Below are 19,662 nucleotides of genomic sequence, written 5' to 3' on the forward strand. Positions count from 1 at the left end.
GGGTGCGGGTCGGCGTGGTGGGGGTGTCACCGGCCGACGCGGTGGGTGCCGGCGGTGTCGGGGTCGGCACGGTCGTGGGCGTCGGCGGCAACGGCGGCGTCGGGTCGGCCGTCGCCGGGTCCACCGGTCCCGTCGGGGTGTCCGTCACGACCGGCCCGTCCGAGTCCTTGGACGACTCGACCGGGTCCCCCTCCAACGAGGCGTAGCTGAGCCCGAACCCACCGGCCACCAGCAGCGCCACCAGACCCCCGCCGACCAGTGCCTTCTGCGCCCAGCCACGCCCCCGGCCGCGCGGGGCGGCGCCGAGACCGGCCGTCCCGGCACCGGGGCCGCCGAAGCCGGAGCTGTCGGTCAGCACGGTCTCGGCGACCGCCGTACCACCACCGGCCGGATCGGGGAACGGGAAGAACAGGGCCAGCAGCGCGGCCCGTTCGGCGAGCCGGCGTCGGCCGCGTTCCTCCCACTCCGGCCCGTACGTGGCGACCGCGGTCGCCTCCAGGATGTCCAGGAAGGCCGCTGCCGGCTGCGGACGCTCCTCGGGCCGCTTCGCCATGCCGCTGCGCAGCAGGTCGTGTACCGGTGGCGGGGCGGGATCGGTCGGGATCGGCGCGCTGGCGTGCTGGTCGCGCAGGACGATGATGCCCTGACCGTCGAAGGGTGGCCGACCGGTCAGGCACTCGTAGAAGACCGCGGTGGCCGCGTAGATGTCGGAGGCCGGGGTGGCCGCCTGGCCGGTCCACTGCTCGGGGGCCATGTACCGGGGTGTACCGGTGACCGAGGAGCCGGCCTCCCGGCCCACCGGCATGGCGATGCCGAAGTCGGCCAGCTTGCTGGTGCCCTCGGCGGTGACGAGGACGTTCTCCGGCTTGTAGTCCCGGTGCACCACGCCCCGGGAGTGCGCCGCGTGCAGGCCCAGCAGCGAACCCTTCAGGACGTAGAGCGCCGACTCCGGGTCGGTCGGCCCGTTGGCCCGCAGCATCTGCCGCAGGGACACGCCGTTGACCAGTTCCATCACGATCGCCGCGCCCTGCGCCGACTCGACGTACTCGTAGAGCCGGGCCACGTTCGGGTCGTCGATCGCCGCCAGCAGTTCGGCCTCGGCGCGGAAGTCGGCGCGGAACGAGGGGTCCGCGCTGATGTCCCCGACCAGGTACTTGATGGCGGTCGGCGTACCGGTCGCGTCGTGCGTCGCGAGGACCACCCGGCCCGACGCGCCCGAGCCGAGTTCCCGCAGATGGGTGTAGCCGGAGACCTGCCACCCGTTGACCGTCACTGCCCTGCCTCCCCTGATCCGCCCCGCCCGGCCCGGACGGGGGCGACGGTGACGCTGGTCCCCGACACCAGCAGGCGCCGGTTCGGCAGCGGGGGAGCTGCGGTACCGGCGGCGTTGAGCGTACGCACCACCGGAGCCGGCGCGGATCGGCCGGTGCGTCCGGTGGCGGTGGGCGGATCGGTTACTGGCACAGCGCAACTTCTAGCAGAGCCGGGCAACGTCCGGGTGCGGGTCGTCCCGGCCCTCGTCGGTCGATCCCGTTCTCCGTAGGTGACCAGGGAAAACAGTTACGGTCATGTCCGTAAATGGAGTTAATCTCCGGTCAGTGGTTGGCCGGAGCGGCTGGGGTCCGCCGGTCGGGCGGCGTCGGCGGGGCCAACCGGACGGGCGTACCCCCGGACCGCCGGCTGCGCTCGGCGGCGAAGACCATCCGGTGACTGTCCAGGGATTCCCGGGGGCCGGAGCGGACCAGGGAGCGGTCCCCGGTGGCGACCGCTGCGACGAACGCGGCCATCAGCCCGTGGTCGCCACCGCCGTGCCCGGACCCCGCGTCCGCGCCGCTGGCCGCGACCTCCACCGTGCGGGTGCGACCGGTGACGAAGTCGGTGTGCGTCACCCGCTCGCCGTCGCCCTCCAGGTGGCCCCGGGTACCCATGATCCGGGTCCGCCGGTGTCCGCCCGGGGTGAAGGCGCTCATGGTGAGGGTGGCCGTCGCGCCCCGGGAGAAGCTGACCGTGACGGTCTGGTGGTCCACCACGTCGTTGTCGCCGGCATAGACGCAGCGTCCGTACGGCCCGTCGGTCAACGCCCGCCGTACCCCCTGCTCGGTGAGGTCCCGGGTGAGCACCGACAGCGGCCAGACGTGCCGGTCCGGGTCGGCGAGGCAGTCGCCGTAGAACCGGGTCGCCGAGTACGGGCAGTCCGGCTCGACCCGGCAGTCCACGCACCGGTCGGCGGCGCCCGGCGGCCGGTTGCCGGGGTGGAAGTGGTTCAACCGGCCCACGCTGCTGACCTGCGTGGGGGTGTCCGCCACCAGGTACTGGAGCCAGTCCAGGTCGTGGCAGCACTTGGCCAGCAGGCTGGACGACGACTCGTCCGCGCGCCGCCAGTTGCCGCGGACGTAGGAGTGCGCGAAATGCCACCAGCCGACCGGTTCCAGGTGTTCCACCCCGACGATCTCGCCGACCGCCCCGGCGGCCAGCAGGTCCCGCACGGTGTCCGTGTACGGGGTGTAGCGCAGCACGTGGCAGACCGCGAGCAGCACCCCGGTACGCCCGGCCACCTCGACCACCGCCTCGCAGTCGGCCTCGTCCGGGGCCATCGGCTTCTCCAGCAGCACGTGGTAGCCGAGCGCGGCGAGGCGGGCCACCGGCTCGGCGTGTTCCCGGTCCGGGGTGGCGACGACCACGGCGTCGGCCAGCCGGGGCCGCGCGGCGAGGGCCTGCCAGGACGGGTACCGGTCGGCGGCGGGCACCGCGTGCCGGTCGGCGAGCGCCTCGCGGTGGTCGGCGCGCGGGTCGGCGACGGCGACGACGCGGGCGCGGTCCGGGAAGCGTGCGGCGTATCCGGCGTAGGTGGTACCCCGGCTGCCTGCGCCGACGATGGCGAGTGAGACTGTCATCCGATTCCTCCGAGATTCGGTGGGGTCCCGGCCGGCCGTCCAGCGGGAGGAGCAGGAACGATGCGACCTTGAGATCATTCGGCCTCTAGTATCGGCCCGGACCGTAAGTTAGCCTACTGCGAACCAAGCTCCCTGGAAGGATGCGAGATGCGTGTTCGGAAGAGCCTGTCGGCCGTCGCGGTGGCGCTCGTCGCCGCGCTCGCGGCCGGTGGCTGTGGCGGGTCCGACTCCGGCGGGTCGGACAAGAAGTCGGTGACCATGTGGATCTACCCGGTCATCGCGGACGAGGCCAAGCACCGGGCGTACTGGGACGAGACGATCACCGCGTTCAAGGCCAAGCACCCCGACACCGAGGTCAAGGTCGAGATCTTCCCCTGGGCGAACCGGGACCAGGCGCTGGCCACCGCCATCGCCGGTAACAAGGGCCCGGACGTGGTCTACCTGATCCCGGACCAGCTGCCCAAGTACGCCCGCAACATCGAGCCGGTCGACGCGTACCTCGACGACGCGGCCAAGAGCGACTACCACGAGAACGTGGCCAAGGCGGTGACCATCGACGGCAAGATGATGGGCGCCCCGGTGCTCACCAGCTCCCAGCCGTTGACCTGCAACAAGAAGGTCTTCGAGGCCGTCGGCCAGCAGACCTACCCGAGCACCTGGAACGACGTGCTGGCCATGGCACCGGCGTTCAAGGCCAAGGGCTACGACATCACCTCCTACCCCGGTGACATCAAGAACACCCTGAACCTGACCTTCTACCCGCTGCTCTGGCAGGCCGGCGGCGACGTGTTCGCCCCGGACGGCAAGTCGACCGCCTTCAACAGCGACGCCGGCCGCAAGGCGCTCGGCTTCGTCAAGCAGCTCGTCGACGGTGGGTACACCGAGAAGAGCCTGATCACCACCCAGCCGCCGGTGGAGCAGACCCGCCTGGCGCAGAACAAGGTCGGCTGCGTGTGGCACGCGCCCACCTCGGAGCTGGAGCAGTTCTGGGGCAAGGACAACATCAAGGTCCTCCCGCCGCTGACCGAGACCAAGTCGGTCGCGTACGGCACCATCGGCACGCTGTCGATGCTCAAGGGCGCCCAGGACAAGAAGGCCGCCGGTGAGTGGATCGCCTTCGTCTCCGGCGCCGACCAGGCCAAGAAGTACGACCTGGCGTCGAACTACTTCTCGGCCAAGAAGTCGGCCGGCGCGCTCTACAGCGGCCAGCCGGTGGTCGGCGAGATCGAGAAGTTCGTCAGCACCACCACCCCCGGACCGCTGCACGAGAAGGCCCGCGACGTCCAGGGCGTACTCGCCCCGGAGATCCAGGCCGCCCTGCTCGGCAAGAAGTCCGTCGACCAGGCGCTGAGCGACGCGGCCAAGGCCGCCGACCAGCTGCTCGGCTAGCACTGACCCGGTTCGCGGTGGGCGGCGCCGCCCACCGCGAACCGTCGAGGGAGGATTCGAGATGGTTGCACTCCCGGCGGGTCGTACCCGGCGCCCGCGCCGGCCGTCGGCCCGCGAGGCCGGTACGGCGTTGCTGTTCGTCCTGCCGTTCCTGCTGCTGTTCATCGTGTTCCGGTTCGGCCCCGCGATCGCCGGGGCGGTGCTCGGGTTCACCGACTACACCATCGGCGGTGAGGCCGGTTTCGTCGGCCTGGACAACTTCCGTCGCCTGGTGGAGGACTCGACGTTCTGGTCCGCGCTGCGGGTGACGGTGATCTTCACCGCGATCTCCGTACCGCTCTCCATGATCGCCTCACTGGCCATGGCGGTGCTGACCCGGCGGATGTTCCGTGGGGTCAAGCTCTTCCGGTCCATCTTCTTCCTGCCGGTGGTGACCAGCCTGGTGCTGGCCGGTGTGGTCTTCACCTGGGTCTTCTCCGAGGGCGGCCCCTGGTCGCAGGCGATGGGCGCGCTCGGCCTGCCGGCCGGATCGTGGCTCGCCGACAGCGTCCTGGTCGTCCCGGCGCTGGTCCTGGTCTCGGTCTGGTCCCGGTTCGGGTACGGCATGCTCATCCTGCTCGCCCGGATGCAGGACATCCCGGCGGAGCTGGAGGAGGCGGCGCTCACCGACGGCGCCTCGGCCTGGCAGCGGTTCCGGTACGTGACCCTGCCACAGCTGCGCCCCGCGCTGTTCTTCGTGGCGATCATCGAGACCACGGTGTCGTTCCAGGTCTTCGACACCATCTACGTGATGACCGGCGGTGGCCCGGTCCGGTCCAGCTACACCCTGGTCTACATGCTCTACGACCAGGGCTTCAAGTACTTCGACCTGGGTTACGCCAGCGCGGTCGGGGTCGCCCTGTTCGTGCTGACCATCATCGTGGCGCTGATCCAGCGCCTCACCCTGGGGAGGGAAAAGTGACCGACACCCTGGCGCCACCGGCCGCCGTGACCCCCACCGGCCCGGTCCCGCCCCGCCGGAGGTCGCGTCCCTACCGGCCGGGCCGGCCCAGCCTGACGGCCCGGATCGTGCGCACCGTGCTGCTGCTGCTCGGCGCCCTGGTCACGCTCTTCCCGTTCTACGCGATGGTCGTGCTGTCGTTCAAGCCGACCGGCCCGGTGACCTTCCCGGACAGCCTGCTGCCCTGGCCGTTCTCCACCGAGGCGTACGACCAGGTGATCGGCGCCAAGAGCGTGCTGCGCTGGATGTGGAACACGGTCGTCTACTCGGTGGTGTCCGTGGTCGGGGTGCTGCTGTTCGCCTCGATGGCCGGGTACGCCTTCGCCAAGAAGCGCTTCCCGGGCAAGGAGGCGATGTTCTGGTCGTTCCTGGCGATGCTGATGGTGCCGTACCACGTCACCATGATCCCGACGTTCATCATCATCGCCGAACTGAACGGCGTGGACAGCTACTGGGGCATGATCGTGCCGACCCTGGCCAACGCCCAGGCGGTGTTCCTGATGCGGCAGTTCATCGCCTCGCTGCCGGACTCGCTGTTCGAGGCGGCCCGGCTGGACGGCTGCTCCGAGTGGCGGGTGTACGTCTCGATCGTGCTGCCGCTGATCAAGCCGATCATGGCGACCCTCGGGGTGTTCGTCTTCCTCTGGCACTGGAACGACTTCCTCTGGCCGCTGATCGTCGGGCAGAGCCTCGACATGCGGACGCTGACCACCGGCATCGCCTCGCTCCAGCAGGAGAACGTGGCACTGAACATGCTGCTCGCCGGCTCGGTGGTGGCCTTCGTGCCGATCTTCATGGCGTACCTGATCGGGCAGCGTTACTTCACCGAGGGTGTGAGCACGACGGGCATCAAGGGGTGACCGGCCGTACGACAGGACCGCCGGAGCCGCCCGGCCGGCCGGAGGGTCCACCGGAGGGGGCGCCGCTCATCGCGGTGGCCGCCCCGCCGCACCTGCGGCGGCTCTTCTTCGAACCCGCCGCCTGGGACGCCCTGGCGGCGCTGGGCCGGCTGCGCCTGCCGCCCACCGGCGCCGACGTGGGCGACGAGCGGGTCCTCGCCGAACTGCTCGCCGACGCCGACGTGGTGGTCACCGCCTGGGGTACCCACCGGCTGTCGGCGGCGGTGCTGGCCGCCGCGCCCCGGCTGCGGCTGCTCGCGCACACCGGCGCCACGGTGAAACCGTTCGTCACCCCGGAGAGCTTCGCCCACGGGGTACGGGTCACCCAGGCCGGCGACGCGATGGGCTACGCGGTGGGGGAGCAGGCCCTGGCCCTCACCCTCGCCCTGCTGCACCGGGTGCACCGGTTCGACCACGCCCTGCGTACCGGGGTGGACTGGGAGCGGGCGAAGGACGTACCGCCCCGCCGGGAACTGCGTGGCGCGACGGTCGGCGTGGTGGGGGCCTCCCGTACCGGGCGGGCCTACCTCGGGCTGGTCCGGGCGCTCGGGGCGGAGGTACTGGTCGTCGACCCGCTGCTGACCGACGCGGCGGCCGCCGACCTGGGGGTCACCCGGGTCGGGCTGGACGACCTGCTCACCCGGTCGCGGGTGGTGTCGCTGCACGCCCCGGTGCTGCCCGCCACCACCGGGATGATCGGCGCCCGGGAACTGGCCCTGCTGCCCGACGGCGGGCTGCTGGTGAACACCGCCCGCCCGGCGCTGGTGGACGAGGCCGCGTTGCTGGCCGAGCTGCGGACCGGGCGGATCGACGCGGCCCTGGACGTCTTCGACGCCGAGCCGCTGCCGGTCGACCACCCGTTGCGGCACCTGCCCAACGTCCTGTTGACCCCGCACGAGGCGGCCGGCACGGTCGAGTCCCGTCGGCGGGCCGGGGCGATCGTGGTCGACGAGATCGACCGGTTCCTGCGCGGCGCGGCACTGCGCCACGAGATCCGACCGGAGCAGCTCGACACGATGGGTTGACCGGGTTTCCCGCCGCTGACCAGCGGTTGACGCGGCGGGAAACCCCCTGGGTAGCCTCTGGACCCATGCGCATCGCCCTGGCCGGACTGGCCACCAGTCACCCGTACACCGACGCCCGGGCCCTGCGGGGCGACGCCGAACTCGTGGTCTGGGAGCCGGATCCGCAGCGGTTGGCGCGGTTCCGCGACGAGCAGCCGGACGCCACGGTGGTACCGGATCTGGCCGCCCTGCTGGCCACCCGGCCGGACGGGGTCGTGCTCACCGTACCCACCCCGCAGGTACCCGAGACCCTGGCGCAGGTGCTCGACCACCGGCTGCCCTGTTTCGTCAACAAGCCGGCGGCGGCCACCACCGACCAGCTCGCCCGGCTGGAGCCGGTCGTCTCGCGGGCACCGGAGCTGGTGCTCTCCTCGTCGGTGCTGCGGTTCGCCCCGGACTTCGTCGCGCTGGACGTACCCGACGAGGAGGTGCTCGCGGTCCGGGCGACGATCCGGCACGACGTGGGCGTCTGGGCGACCGGGTACAACCCCTGGCAGGTGGACCCGGCGGTGGGCGGCGGCGCGCTGGTCATGATGGGGCTGCACGGGGTGGAGCTGATGGTCGCCCTCCGGGGTCCGGCCGTACGGCTGGTCGGCGCGGGCGGGGCGACCCGTGGCTACCCGACCCTGCCGTCGGAGGACACGGCGGTGCTGACGGTGCAGTGGGACGACGGAGTGCCGGGCACCGTCGAGGTCATCGGGGTCACCTCGGACGAGGCGTACGAGATCACCGTGCACACCCGGGACGGGGAGCGCCGGGTCGCGCTGCGGGGCGGCCCGGAGGAACTGGGCTACCGGGCCACCATCGACGCGTTCCTCGACATGGTCCGGGGCGCCCCGAGCCCGGTGCCGTGGGCCCAGACCCGGGCCGTGCTGACCCTGCTCGCCCAGGCCCGCGCCCTGGTCTGAGCCGTCGGGGCGGCCGGCCCCGCGCCACGCACGACGGGAACCCGTGCGGCCGGGATGCGACCGGCTGTCCCCCGTGCTGTCGAGCTGCACCATCCGTGCGTGCACGGGATCGACCGCCGCCCTGCCCGCACATCCGGTGCAGCTCGACAGCACGTCACCCCCCGACCACCCGCCCGGCGGGGCGCGCTCGGTCCACCCCGTCGCCAGCACCGTCGAGCGCGGGAGCCGACCCCCGCCCGGCCGACCGACCGGGCGGTTCCGCCGGACACCCGGCCAGTTGTCGCGCGGATGGCCCGTGCCACCTTGACGGCCGAATCCGGTTGAGGTTACGGTCAGGACCGTTAATCGGAGAGGGGTCTGGTGTATGCGTTCGTTGGCGGAGCTTGAGGAGCGGCTGTCGCGCCCGCGGGACGTCCTGGTGGACGACCTGCGCACGCTCGACGGCGACATCCTGATCCTCGGTGCCGGTGGGAAACTCGGCCCGAGCCTGGTCCGGCTGGCCCTGCGCGGGGTGGCGGCGGCCGGTACCGGGGCCCGCGTCGTCGCCGTCTCCCGGTTCTCCGAGGCCGGGCTGGCCGACGCGCTGCGGGCCGAGGGCGCGGTCGTGGTCGAGGCGGACGTCACCGACGACGCCGCGCTGGCCGCCCTGCCGGACGCGCCGAACGTGGTCTTCCTGGTGGGTGCCAAGTTCGGCACCTCGGGCCGGGAGCACGCCACCTGGGCCACCAACACCTACCTGCCCGGCCGGGTGGCCAACCGCTTCGCCGGGTCGCGGATCGTCGCGCTGAGCACCGGCAACGTCTATCCGCTGGTGCCGGTCACCGCCGGCGGGTGCGTGGAGCAGACGCCGCTGCAACCGGTCGGCGAGTACGCGATGTCCTGCCTCGGCCGGGAGCGCATCCTCACCCACTTCGCCCTGAAGCACGACACCCCGCTGGCGCTGATCCGGCTGAACTACGCCGTCGAGATGCGGTACGGCGTCCTCGTCGACATCGCCACCGCCGTGCAGGCCGGGCGACCCGTGGACCTGACCATGGGGCACGCCAACGTGGTCTGGCAGGGGTACGCCAACGAGGTCACCCTGCGCGCCCTGCGGCACACCGCCACCCCGCCGTTCGTGCTGAACCTGACCGGCCCGGAAACGATCTCGGTACGGCAGGTGGCCACCGCGCTCGCCGCCCGGCTGGGCCGCGAACCGGTCCTCACCGGAACCGAGGCGCCGACCGCGCTGCTGTCCAACGCGCAGCTCTGCCACCGGCTGTTCGGGTACCCGGACGTGCCGGTGGCCGAACTGATCGAGTGGACGGCGCACTGGGTCGCCGAGGACAACCCCCTGCTCGGCAAGCCGACCGGCTTCCAGCGCCGCGACGGCAACTTCTAGGAGAGACCCGTGTTGACTGCTTCGAGCCCCCGGAACTCGACCGCCCTGGACCGGTTCAAGCGGGGTTGCGTCATCCCCGCCCACCCGCTCGCCCTCGACGAGAACCGTCGGCTGGACGAGCGGCGGCAACGGGCCCTGACCCGGTACTACCTGGCCGCCGGTGCCGGCGGGATCGCGGTGGGCGTGCACACCACCCAGTTCGCCATCCACGACCCGCAGGTCGGGCTGCTCGCGCCGGTGCTGGAACTCGCCGCCGAGACCGCCGCCGGCTCGGACGCCGTGCTGGTGGCCGGCGCCTGCGGACCCACCGCGCAGGCGGTGGCCGAGGCCGAACTGGCCGCGTCGCTCGGGTACCACATGGTGCTGCTGCCGCCGCACCCCGACCTCGACGAGGACGCCCTGATCGCGCGGGCCCGCGCGGTCGGCGAGGTACTGCCGGTGGTCGGCTTCTACCTGCAACCGGCGGTCGGCGGTCGGTCGCTGTCCCGGGAGTTCTGGGCCCGGCTGGCCGCCCTCGACGCGGTGGTCGGGATCAAGGTGGCGCCGTTCGACCGGTACCGCACACTGGACGTCCTGCACGGGGTGGTGGCGGCGGGCCGCGTCGGCGACCTGGCCCTCTACACCGGCAACGACGACCACATCCTCGCCGACCTGGTGGCGCCGCACCGGGTCGTGGTGGACGGCCGGTCCGTCGAGGTGGAGTTCGTCGGCGGACTGCTCGGCCAGTGGGCGGTCTGGGCGCACACCGCCGTCGGCCTGCTCGCCGAGGCCCACCGGGCCCGCTCCGGGGACGACGACGCGCTGCGCCGGCTGCTCACCCTGGACGGCCACCTGACCGACGCCAACGCGGCCATCTTCGACGCCGCGAACGGCTACCACGGCTGCATCCCCGGCATTCACGAGGTGCTGCGCCGGCAGGGCCTGCTCGCCGGCCGCTGGTGCCTGGACCCGGCCGAGGAACTCTCACCCGGCCAACTCGCCGAGCTGGACCGGGTGTTCCAGGCGTACCCGCACCTGCGCGACGACGAGTTCGTCGCGGCGCACCTGGACGAGTGGCTGCGCTGACCCGGTACCGGTCCATCCGGACACAACGGGGTGTCCGGATGGACCCCGCCCCGGCGTGGGGCGGGACGGTGGTCAGAGGGTCAGCCGGTACAGCGTCAACGGCCGTCCGCTGCTGCCCGAGGAGAGGTTGCCCAGCCGCTCGGCGAGACCGGCCAGCTCCAGCCGGTGCAGCATCCGCCGCGCGGTGCGCTGCTGCACGTTGAGCTGCTCGGCCACCTCCCGGGTGGTCAGCGGCTCGGTACCGGCGGCGTGGCGTACCTCGCGCAACCGCAGCAGGGTCGGTACGGACAGGCCGACCCGCTGGGCGATGACCGCCAGGTTGACGTCCGCCGCGGACGCCGCCGCCGACAGTGCCGGGGCGGTCGACTCCAGCACGATGTCGGTGTCGCCACGCAGCGAGAGGACGGCGGCGGCCGACCCGACCCGCCGGGCCCGGCTCAGCGCCCGGCGCGCCAGGTTCTCCGCCTCGGCGGCGCTGCGCCCGAGCCCGAACCCGATCTGCACGGTGTCGTGCCGGTCGGCGAGCCGGCGCAGCATCGGCAGGGCGGTGAAACCGGCGGTCGCGTCGTGCAGGGGCCCCCGGGTGGTGACGATCAGATGGAAGTTGTGACCGACCCGGGCGAGCGTGCCGCCGAGGGCCGCCACCTCCCGGAGCAGACCCCCGTCACCGTCGGAGAGGGCCGCCAGGCCGAGGGCGATCTGGGCGTCCTCCTGCGCCTGGCTGCTGGCCTGCAGCAGCAACTGGCGCAGCGCGGTACGGACCGAGTGGTACGACGGGGCCAGGCGGATCGTCGGCATCTCGTGGCGCAGCGTCTCGTAGACGGAGCTGATGCAGGTCACCGCCACCTCCGTGCCGGCCCGGCGCTGCCGGCGGTGGAACGCGGCCACGTCCTTGGAGAGCAGGCCGCTGCGGTACGGCAGGGTGCGGACCTGCTCCACCGGCAGACCGGCCTCGCCGAACGTGCTGTTGACGTCGGTGCCGGTCAGGGTGTCGATGGAGATCCGGGTCACGTCGTGACCGTCGCGCAGCAGCCGGACCACGGCCTGGAGCAGGGTGGCCCCGGTGTAGTCGACGAACGTCGCCGGCCGGTTCAGCACGTTCGCGTCGCGGGCCAGGGTGTACGGCACCACCCCGGTGAACAGCCAGGCCTCCACCTGCCCGCTGTGCGCCTCGACGATCGCCGGCGCCTGTGACTCGTGGTCGTAGTCGAGTCGCCGGACCGTGACCCCGGGCTGCTCCTCGCAGGTCGTGGCGACGTCGTCGACCAGGTCGTGGGGACCGACGACGCCGATCTCGATGCTCACCGACTCCTCCTCCACGGTTGCGTGGCTCGCATCTTCAGATTACGGTCAGGTCCGGTATTCGTGAAGCCGGGAGGGTACGTGTCGTATCCCAGCATGGCCGACGCCGACGGGCGCACCCTCGGTGCCGAGGAGATCGAAGCGGTCACCCGGGCGCTGCGGACCGGCATGCTCAGCTCCGTCTGGGGCACCGAGGTCCGCGCCCTGGAGCGGGAGATGGCCGCGCTGCACGCGGTGCCGCACGCCGTGGCGTGCAGCTCGGGTACCGCCGCGCTGCACCTGGCCGTGGCGGCGGTCGCGCCGGAACCCGGCGACGAGATCATCACTTCTCCGATCAGTGACATCGGTACGGTCGCGCCGATTCTCGCCCAGAACGCCGTCCCGGTTTTCGCCGACGTCGATCCGTACACCGGGAATCTAGACCCGGACGCGGTGGCCGCCGCGATCGGGCCACGTACCCGGGCGATCCTCGGGGTCCACCTCTTCGGCGCCGCCGCCACCGGGCTGCGGGCGGTGGCCGACGCCGCCGGCCTCCCGCTGATCGAGGACTGCGCCCAGGCGTGGCTGACCCGCTACCCCGACGACCGGCTCGCCGGCACCGTCGGGACGATCGGCTGTTTCAGCCTCCAGCAGTGGAAACACATCACCTGCGGCGACGGTGGGCTGGTCGTCACCGGCGACGCGACGCTGGCCCGCCGGATGCGGCTCTTCGCCGACAAGGGTTGGCCGCGCGACGGCGGGACCCGGCGGTACGTCAGCCTCGGGCTGAACTACCGGATGACCGAGCTGGCCGGTGCGGTCGCCCGGGCCCAGCTGGCCAAACTGCCCGGGGTGCTGGCCGCCCGGCGGCGGACCGCCCGTCGGCTCGTCGCCGCCCTGGCCGACCTGCCGGGGGTACACCTGCCCGCCGACCCGGACCGGCACGCCTGGTGGCTCTTCCCGATCGTGCTGGACCCGCCGCTGGACAACGCCGACGTGGCCGCCCGGCTCGCCGCCGAGGGGGTACCGGCCCGCGCCGGCTATCTCGACGAACCGCTGCACTGCGCGCCCGTGCTCACCGAGGCGCCGTGCTACGGCACCTCCCGGTACCCGCTGAGCACCCCGCCCGCCGACCGGGTGCCCGAGTACGGCTGGGGGACCCGGCCGAACGCGGAACGGCTGGTGACGCAGACTCTGCTGGTGATCCAGTGGAACGAGCGCTACACCGACGAGCACGTCGACCGGATCGCGGCGGCGGTCCGCCGGGCGGTGACCCGATGACGATCGACCCCCGCGCGGCGGCCCTGCGGGACCGGCTGCGCTGGCGCCTCGTCGCCGCCGCGGCCACCCCGTCGACCGTCACCGGCACGATCGATCCGGCGACCGTCGGCGGGTACCTGCGCGGGCTGGTCGTCGACGGCGCCGACGCCCTCGCGGTGCTCGCCCACACCGGCCGGGGCCCGTTCCTCACCCCCGACACCCGGGCCGCCGTCATCGGGCAGGCGGTGGCGACCGGGGTGCCGGTCGTCGTCGGGGTCGGCGGACGGCCGGGGGAGACCGGCGCGGAGGTCGCCGCCCAGGCCGCCCAGGCCGCCGCACTCGGTGCCGTCGGGCTGCTGGTCTTCCCGGTCGCCGACGACCCGGTCGGCCACCACGACGCCCTGTGGCGGGCCGCCGGCCTGCCGCTGCTCGCCTTCGACCTCTACCTCCGCCCGTACCCGCCGGACACGCTCGCCGCGGTGCTGGCGCTGCCCGGGGTGGCCGGGGTGAAGGTGGCCCGACTGCACGACGCGATCGCCTGCCAGGCCACCCTGGACGCGGCGCACGCCGCCGACCGGCTCGCGGTGACCGGCGAGGACCGGATGTTCGGGCCGTCCCTGATGTGGGGCGCCGAGGCGGCCCTGGTCGGGCTGGCCGCCGCCGCGGTACCGGTCACCCGGGACGTGCTGCGCCGCTTCGCCGAGGGCGACCACACCGGTTTCGTCACCGCCTCCGCCCGGCTGGACCGGCTCGCCGCGGCCACCTTCACCGCACCGATGGAGGGGTACGTGCAGCGGATGCTCTGGATCGCCGCCGGGGAGGGGCGGATCCCGGCGGCGTACGCGGTCGACCCGTACGGTCCGGCGCTCCCCGCCGACGAACGGGACCGGGTCCTGCGGGCGGTACCGCCGCGATGACCGTCCCCGCCGCCGGGGGACCGGCCGTGACCGTCCCCGCCGCCGAGCCGTGCCCGGTCAACCCGTTCGTCGCCACCGACCTGCCCCCGGTGACCCTCGACGTCGACGTGCTCGTCGGCCGGTACGCCGACCGTCCCGGCCCGTCCGGGGACCCGGACGCGGTGGTCGCGCTGCTGGCCGGCAACGGCATCACCGGCGCCGCCGTGGCCAGCCTGCGGGCCGCCCTGTTCGACGTGACCAGCGGCAACGACGAGGTCGCCGCGCTCGGCGGCCCGGTGCTGCCGGTCGGCGCGCTGGATTTGCGCGACCCGCTCGGCGCCGAGCGGGAGATCGTCCGGCTCGCCGCCCGGGGGTTCCGCGCGGTGCGGCTCTTCCCCGACGAGCAGGGGGTGCAGCCCGACTTCCCCTCGGTGCGGCACGTCGCCCGCCGGGCCACCGAGGCGGGGCTGGTGATCCTGACCGGCGGGGACGTCCGGCGGTACTGGCGACCGCTGCGCGGGGCGACCGTGGTCTTCCTGGACACGCACTTCTACCACCTCGGGGACTTCGTGGTGGTGGCCCGGGACGAACCGGGTTTCCACACCTCGACCCGGCTGCTCAACTCACCCGACGCGCTGGAGACCGTCGCCGCGCAGCTGGGCGTCGGCCGGCTGCTCTACGGCTCGCGTACCCCGTGGCAGGAGCCGGTGGTACCCCGGCTCCGGCTGGCCCGTTCCGGATTGGACGCGGCCGGGGTGGCCGCCGTGGCCGGCGGCAACGCCCGGCGGCTCCTGGGGGTCGCGGCGTGATCGTCGACGTGCACGCGCACTGGGGACCGTGGTTCTTCAGCATGGAGGTCGGCGCGGTCGCGGTGAACCTCGCGGTGATGGACCGCTACGGCATCGACCTGGCGGTCGTCTCGGCCACCGAGGCGGTGGTCTACGACGTCCGGTCCGGTAACCGGGCGATGGCCCGGGTGCTGGAGACCACCGACCGGTTCCTCGGTTACCTGACGGTCAACCCGCGTCGGTTGGCCGACGCCGAGCGGGACCTGGCCGAGCTGCTGCCGTCCGGCCGGTTCGTCGGGGTCAAGATCCATACCGACTACTCCGGCTCGCCGGTCGCCTCCGCGCGGACCCGGGACGCGCTGGCCCTGGTCGCCGCGTACGACCTGCCGGCGCTGGTGCACACCTGGGACACCACCCCGCTCGACCTGGCCCAGGCGTGCGCCGACATCCCCGGGTTGCGGGTCATCGCCGGGCACATGGGGGCGAACGGCTGGCGGTACGCCGTCGAGGCGGCCAACTCCGTCGACCGGCTCTGGCTCGAACCGTGCTTCTCGCACACCGAGGCGGGTCGGTTCGCCGCAGTGGCGGCGGCGGTCGACCCGCGCCGGCTGCTGTTCGGTACCGACGCGACGCTGATCGACCCGGCGGCGGCCTACGGTGCGGTCCTCGCCGCCGACCTCGATCCGGTCACCGCCGAGCGGGTCGCCTGGCGCAACGCCGCCGAACTGTTCCGCCTCGACATCTGATTAATCGGTTCAGTAGTCCCGCGCCCGGCTGTCACAGGGTTGCCTGCCAGCTGAGGAAAGCGATTGCTCAATCGATTCAGTGACATCGAGGAGCATCGTGTCTTCCGCTGGCAACAAAAACGTCATACTGTCGATGGAAGCGCTCCCATCATGCCACTTCCACCGCGCTCCGGGGGCGCGTCGTCCCCTTGCTGATCCGCTGGAGGAAGCCGACATGGCTGCAAGATCCAAACTCCGGGCCGCCGTGGTGACGGCGGCCGCCGTCCTCGGCCTGGCAACCGCGCTGCCCACCTGGGCCGGTGCGGCCCCCACCGCCGACGCCGGGTCGCCGGTCGGTGCCCAGGCCGTCCCGGCCACCGACTGGCTGCACACCGACGGCAACCGGATCGTCGACTCCGCCGGCAACCAGGTCTGGTTGACCGGCGCCAACTGGTTCGGCTACAACGCCTCCGAGCGGGTGTTCCACGGCCTCTGGTCGGCCAACATCGAGACCATCACCAAGGGCATGGCCGACCGGGGCATCAACATCGTCCGGGTACCCATCTCCACCCAGCTGCTGCTGGAGTGGAAGGCCGGCCAGACCGTCATGCCGAACGTCAACACCTACGTCAACCCCGAGTTGACCGGCAAGAACAACCTCCAGGTCTTCGACCACTGGCTGGCGCTCTGCGAGAAGTACGGCCTGAAGGTCATGCTGGACCTGCACAGCGCCGAGGCGGACAACTCCGGCCACGTCTACCCGGTCTGGTGGAAGGGCACGATCACCCCGGAGCTGTTCTACCAGGGCTGGGAGTGGATCACCCAGCGGTACCAGAGCAACGACACCATCGTCGCGATGGACATCAAGAACGAACCGCACGGCACCCCCAACCAGCCGCCGCGCGCCAAGTGGGACAACACCACCGACCAGGACAACTTCAAGTACGCCTGCGAGACGGCCGGCCGGCGGATCCTGGCCATCAACCCCAACGTGCTGATCCTCTGCGAGGGCATCGAGGTCTACCCGCGTGAGGGGGAGACCTGGAACTCCCCGAACACCGACCCCGACCTGAGCCCCAACTACTACTACAACTGGTGGGGCGGCAACCTGCGCGGCGTCCGGGAACACCCGGTCAACCTCGGGGCGAACCAGGACCAGCTCGTCTACTCCCCGCACGACTACGGACCGCTGGTCTTCGAGCAGCCCTGGTTCCAGAAGGACTTCGACAAGACGTCCCTGACCAACGACGTCTGGCGGCCGAACTGGCTCTACATCCACGAGAACGGCACCGCGCCGCTGCTGGTCGGGGAGTGGGGCGGCCGGCTCGGTCAGGACGCCCGGCAGGACAGGTGGATGACCGCGCTGCGGGACCTGATGATCGAGCACGGCATCCACCACACCTTCTGGTGCCTGAACCCCAACTCCGGCGACACCGGTGGTCTGCTGCTCGACGACTGGCAGACCTGGGACGAGCAGAAGTACGCCATGCTCAAGCCGGCGCTGTGGCAGCACAACGGCAAGTTCGTCAGCCTCGACCACCAGGTGCGGCTCGGCGGCAACGGCAGCACCACCGGGATCAACCTCGCCGAGCGGTACGCCGGTGGCGGTGGCGGGGACGTCACCGCGCCGACCACCCCGGGGCAGCCGGCGGTGTCCAACCTGACCGCGACCGGCGCCACGCTGAGCTGGGCCGCCGCCACCGACAACGTCGGGGTCACCTCGTACGACGTGCTCCGGGCGGTCGGCACCGGCACCCCGTCGGTGGTGGCCACGGTCTCCGGTACCAGCTACGCCGCGACGGGTCTGACCGCCGACACCAGCTACACGTTCAGCGTCCGGGCCAGGGACGCGGCCGGGAACGTCTCGGCGGTCTCGCCCGGCCGGACCTTCACCACCCCGCCCGGTGGCGGGGGCGGCGGCGACAACGGGTGCACCGCGACGTACGCGGTGACCAACTCCTGGTCCGGCGGCTTCCAGGCCGGGGTCACGGTCAAGAACACCGGTACCGCCGCCAGCACCGGTTGGACGGTCACCTGGACCGCGCCCACCGGCGTCACGATCAGCCAGTTGTGGGGCGGGAAGCTGACCGTCTCCGGCAGCAACGTGACGGTCCGTAACGAAACCTACAACGGCTCGCTGGGCGCCGGTGCCACGACGACCTTCGGCTTCACCGCCACCGGTACGTCGTCCGCTCCGACCAACCTGACCTGCTCCGCGTCGTAACCCGTACCACCACCACACCGGTCCGGGTGTCCCGCCGTCACCGTCGGGGCACCCGGACCGACCCTGTCGGACCGTCGACCGGACCGCTCAGGCCGTCAGCCGGTACGACGGCAGCCCACGCCGCCGGATCAGCCACTCGGCGACGACCAGGTTCGGCAGCCAGGCGAGGAACGGCAGCGGGGCGTACGCGTTGTCGAAGACCGCCTGGAAGTCGCCCCCGGCGAACGGCAACTGGACCGCGATGAGCACCCCCAGCCAGGTGCGCAGGGTGACCGCCGCGTAGGTGAGCGCGTAGTTGCGGATCATCCAGGCGCGGTGCTGGCGCAGGTCGCCACCGCGCACCGCGTGGTACCCGCGCAGCGCCGTCGCGCCCCAGAGCACCGCCAGACCGCCGAACCCGAAGAGGCCCACCAGACCCGCCGAGTTCACCGGTGCCAGGACCAGCGCGGAGAGTACGCCCAGCGCCACCGCGCCCAGGTAGGTCCGGCCGACCAGCCGGTGCGCCGTCGGGTACCGCTGCCGTAGCCGGCGGGAGAACTGCGCGGGCCCGAGCAACAGGGCCAGCGAGCCGGTGGCGACGTGGAGGTAGAACGCGATCTGCACCGGGGTGGCGGCGGACGCGTAGTGGACCGCCAGTCCGGTGTCGTTGCCGGCGAGGTCGGCCAGGCTGCCCTGGGCGTAGAGCGCGAGGGAGTACCCGCCGACGGCCAGTGCGGACAGCGCCACCACGAGCCAGCCGGCCCGGGACGGGCGCGGTGGGTGGCCGATGGTCGCCGGCCCGGCCGGTCGGGTGATCGTCGCTTCGGTCATGCGCGGCCTCCTGGCGGAGTCAATGTATGTACGACTCACTTACAATGTAAGTGCCATCAACATAAGGGTCGATGTTAGAGTCGTCAACATGCCCACCGGCGTCAAACGCAGCTCCTACCACCACGGCTCGCTACGCGAGGCGTTGCTCGACGGCGCCCGGACGCTGCTGACCGAGCGGGGCAGCCAGGGCTTCAGCCTCAACGAGCTGGCCCGGCGGGTGGGCGTCAGCTCGGCGGCACCGTACCGGCACTTCGTCGACCGGGACGCCCTGCTGGCCGAGCTGGCCGACCAGGGCTACCTCGGACTGCGGGCCGCCCTGGAGGAGACGGAACGGCCCGCGACCACCCCGGCCGACCGGATCCGCCGGATGGGAGTGGCCTACCTGCGGTTCGCCGCCGACAACCCGGCCGTCTTCGGGATCATGTTCCAGCACCGGCCCGACCACGAGAAGGCCCGGCCGTTGGCCTTCCAGCCGCTGGTGGACGTGGTCGGGCAGGCGCAGCAGACCGGCGACCTGCCCGACCACGTGCCGCCCGGGGTGGTGGCCCGGACGATCTGGGCGACCGTGCACGGCCTGGCCACCCTCCAGCTCAGCCGGGGCTTCGTCGGACTGGGCCTGGAGGACTCCACGGAGAACCTGGTGGACCAGGCACTCACCCTGCTGCTGCGGTCCCCGCGTCCGGCGGACCGAGACCGGCCCGGCGGTCCGGGGCGACCCGGACCGGCCGGGTCGCGGTGACCACCGTCGCGTACCGCTCGGCACAGGACGCGACCGTCGGGACCAGACCGGCGGCGGCGACGACCGCCACCGCCACCGGCACCTGGTGCTCACCCGTCTCGAAGAGCAGGTGACCACCGGGTGCCAGCCAGGAAGCCGCCCCGGCGACCACCCGACGCAGCACGTCGAGCCCGTCGGCGCCGCCGTCGAGTGCCAGCCGGGGCTCGTGCACCCGGGCCTCGGCGGGCAGCAGCGCCACCTCGGCGCTCGGCACGTAGGGCACGTTGGCCAGCAGCACGTCTACCCGCCCCCGCAGTGCGGGCGGCAACGGGTCGAACAGGTCCCCCTGGTACACCCGCC

Annotated in this window: 17 protein-coding genes and 1 pseudogene; 13 read left to right on the forward strand and 5 right to left on the reverse strand. The window is 72.6% G+C overall.

Annotation, left to right across the window (positions count from 1 at the left end; genetic code table 11):
• Positions 1-1,273: serine/threonine-protein kinase (locus GSF22_RS14490; RefSeq protein ID WP_307803993.1), on the reverse strand; the 1,273-nt coding region annotated here is incomplete at its 3' end.
• Positions 1,274-1,595: 322 nt separating this feature from the next.
• The gene (locus GSF22_RS14495) at positions 1,596-2,894 is read right to left on the reverse strand and encodes a Gfo/Idh/MocA family protein (RefSeq protein ID WP_208814091.1); all 1,299 of its coding nucleotides are present in this window, start codon (positions 2,892-2,894) and stop codon (positions 1,596-1,598) included.
• Positions 2,895-3,041: 147 nt separating this feature from the next.
• Between GSF22_RS14495 and GSF22_RS14500 the strand changes: the two genes are divergently transcribed.
• From GSF22_RS14500 to GSF22_RS14530, 7 genes are all read left to right on the forward strand, one after another.
• The gene (locus tag GSF22_RS14500) at positions 3,042-4,283 is read left to right on the forward strand and encodes an ABC transporter substrate-binding protein (RefSeq protein WP_208814092.1); all 1,242 of its coding nucleotides are present in this window, start codon (positions 3,042-3,044) and stop codon (positions 4,281-4,283) included.
• Positions 4,284-4,344: 61 nt separating this feature from the next.
• The gene (locus GSF22_RS14505; RefSeq protein ID WP_208814093.1) at positions 4,345-5,244 is read left to right on the forward strand and encodes a carbohydrate ABC transporter permease; all 900 of its coding nucleotides are present in this window, start codon (positions 4,345-4,347) and stop codon (positions 5,242-5,244) included.
• Positions 5,241-6,143, forward strand: a complete 903-nt coding sequence (locus tag GSF22_RS35705; protein WP_208814094.1) for a carbohydrate ABC transporter permease — start codon at positions 5,241-5,243, stop codon at positions 6,141-6,143. Before GSF22_RS14505 ends, GSF22_RS35705 begins: the two co-directional genes overlap by 4 nt.
• Complete coding sequence (locus tag GSF22_RS14515) at positions 6,140-7,207, forward strand: hydroxyacid dehydrogenase (RefSeq protein WP_208814095.1); 1,068 nt, start codon at positions 6,140-6,142, stop codon at positions 7,205-7,207. Before GSF22_RS35705 ends, GSF22_RS14515 begins: the two co-directional genes overlap by 4 nt.
• 65 nt (positions 7,208-7,272) lie before the next feature.
• The gene (locus GSF22_RS14520) at positions 7,273-8,154 is read left to right on the forward strand and encodes a Gfo/Idh/MocA family protein (RefSeq protein WP_208814096.1); all 882 of its coding nucleotides are present in this window, start codon (positions 7,273-7,275) and stop codon (positions 8,152-8,154) included.
• A gap of 364 nt (positions 8,155-8,518) precedes the next feature.
• Positions 8,519-9,535, forward strand: coding sequence for an NAD-dependent epimerase/dehydratase family protein (locus GSF22_RS14525; RefSeq protein WP_208814097.1), 1,017 nt, complete (start codon positions 8,519-8,521; stop codon positions 9,533-9,535).
• A gap of 9 nt (positions 9,536-9,544) precedes the next feature.
• Complete coding sequence (locus tag GSF22_RS14530) at positions 9,545-10,600, forward strand: dihydrodipicolinate synthase family protein (RefSeq protein WP_208814098.1); 1,056 nt, start codon at positions 9,545-9,547, stop codon at positions 10,598-10,600.
• A 72-nt stretch (positions 10,601-10,672) separates the two neighbouring features.
• On the opposite strand, the gene GSF22_RS14535 is transcribed toward GSF22_RS14530, so the two are convergent.
• Positions 10,673-11,905: a hypothetical protein gene (locus tag GSF22_RS14535; RefSeq protein ID WP_208814099.1), complete on the reverse strand. Its 1,233-nt coding sequence runs from the start codon at positions 11,903-11,905 to the stop codon at positions 10,673-10,675.
• Between the two features lie 78 nt (positions 11,906-11,983).
• On the opposite strand from GSF22_RS14535, the gene GSF22_RS14540 reads away from it, so the two are divergent.
• From GSF22_RS14540 to GSF22_RS14560, 5 genes are all read left to right on the forward strand, one after another.
• The gene (locus GSF22_RS14540) at positions 11,984-13,162 is read left to right on the forward strand and encodes a DegT/DnrJ/EryC1/StrS family aminotransferase (RefSeq protein WP_208814100.1); all 1,179 of its coding nucleotides are present in this window, start codon (positions 11,984-11,986) and stop codon (positions 13,160-13,162) included.
• Positions 13,159-14,058 (forward strand): dihydrodipicolinate synthase family protein, encoded by a 900-nt coding sequence (locus GSF22_RS14545; RefSeq protein WP_208814101.1) that lies wholly within the window; start codon positions 13,159-13,161, stop codon positions 14,056-14,058. The genes GSF22_RS14540 and GSF22_RS14545 overlap by 4 nt, the downstream gene beginning before the upstream one ends.
• Positions 14,055-14,846: a hypothetical protein gene (locus tag GSF22_RS14550; protein WP_208814102.1), complete on the forward strand. Its 792-nt coding sequence runs from the start codon at positions 14,055-14,057 to the stop codon at positions 14,844-14,846. The genes GSF22_RS14545 and GSF22_RS14550 overlap by 4 nt, the downstream gene beginning before the upstream one ends.
• On the forward strand, positions 14,843-15,571 hold the full coding sequence (locus GSF22_RS14555) for an amidohydrolase family protein (RefSeq protein WP_208814103.1): 729 nt from the start codon (positions 14,843-14,845) through the stop codon (positions 15,569-15,571). The genes GSF22_RS14550 and GSF22_RS14555 overlap by 4 nt, the downstream gene beginning before the upstream one ends.
• Before the next feature lie 214 nt (positions 15,572-15,785).
• Positions 15,786-17,774 carry a cellulase family glycosylhydrolase gene (locus tag GSF22_RS14560; protein ID WP_208814104.1) on the forward strand — a complete coding sequence of 663 codons (1,989 nt, stop codon included), beginning with the start codon at positions 15,786-15,788 and terminating at the stop codon, positions 17,772-17,774.
• An 87-nt stretch (positions 17,775-17,861) separates the two neighbouring features.
• On the opposite strand, the gene GSF22_RS14565 is transcribed toward GSF22_RS14560, so the two are convergent.
• Positions 17,862-18,584 carry a DUF2306 domain-containing protein gene (locus GSF22_RS14565; protein WP_208814105.1) on the reverse strand — a complete coding sequence of 241 codons (723 nt, stop codon included), beginning with the start codon at positions 18,582-18,584 and terminating at the stop codon, positions 17,862-17,864.
• An 88-nt stretch (positions 18,585-18,672) separates the two neighbouring features.
• On the opposite strand from GSF22_RS14565, the gene GSF22_RS14570 reads away from it, so the two are divergent.
• Positions 18,673-19,323, forward strand: coding sequence for a TetR/AcrR family transcriptional regulator (locus GSF22_RS14570; protein WP_208814106.1), 651 nt, complete (start codon positions 18,673-18,675; stop codon positions 19,321-19,323).
• Here GSF22_RS14570 and GSF22_RS34765 read toward each other — a convergent pair.
• A pseudogene (locus tag GSF22_RS34765) lies at positions 19,238-19,662 on the reverse strand (hypothetical protein); the annotation flags it as partial. The gene GSF22_RS14570 and the pseudogene GSF22_RS34765 sit on opposite strands and share 86 nt — an antisense overlap.

The sequence above is a fragment of the Micromonospora echinofusca genome, assembly GCF_017614955.1.
GTDB lineage: Bacteria > Actinomycetota > Actinomycetes > Mycobacteriales > Micromonosporaceae > Micromonospora > Micromonospora echinofusca_A.

What these genes read in the sequence shown, in the direction of transcription:
- GSF22_RS14520 (WP_208814096.1), top strand. Translation starts at nt 7,273, where the DNA reads ATGCGCATCGCCCTGGCCGGACTGGCCACCAGTCACCCGTACACCGAC.
- GSF22_RS14570 (WP_208814106.1), top strand. Translation starts at nt 18,673, where the DNA reads ATGCCCACCGGCGTCAAACGCAGCTCCTACCACCACGGCTCGCTACGC.
- GSF22_RS14545 (WP_208814101.1), top strand. Translation starts at nt 13,159, where the DNA reads ATGACGATCGACCCCCGCGCGGCGGCCCTGCGGGACCGGCTGCGCTGG.
- GSF22_RS14495 (WP_208814091.1), bottom strand. Translation starts at nt 2,894, where the DNA reads ATGACAGTCTCACTCGCCATCGTCGGCGCAGGCAGCCGGGGTACCACC.
- GSF22_RS14500 (WP_208814092.1), top strand. Translation starts at nt 3,042, where the DNA reads ATGCGTGTTCGGAAGAGCCTGTCGGCCGTCGCGGTGGCGCTCGTCGCC.
- GSF22_RS14565 (WP_208814105.1), bottom strand. Translation starts at nt 18,584, where the DNA reads ATGACCGAAGCGACGATCACCCGACCGGCCGGGCCGGCGACCATCGGC.
- GSF22_RS14550 (WP_208814102.1), top strand. Translation starts at nt 14,055, where the DNA reads ATGACCGTCCCCGCCGCCGGGGGACCGGCCGTGACCGTCCCCGCCGCC.
- GSF22_RS14505 (WP_208814093.1), top strand. Translation starts at nt 4,345, where the DNA reads ATGGTTGCACTCCCGGCGGGTCGTACCCGGCGCCCGCGCCGGCCGTCG.
- GSF22_RS14525 (WP_208814097.1), top strand. Translation starts at nt 8,519, where the DNA reads ATGCGTTCGTTGGCGGAGCTTGAGGAGCGGCTGTCGCGCCCGCGGGAC.
- GSF22_RS14560 (WP_208814104.1), top strand. Translation starts at nt 15,786, where the DNA reads ATGGCTGCAAGATCCAAACTCCGGGCCGCCGTGGTGACGGCGGCCGCC.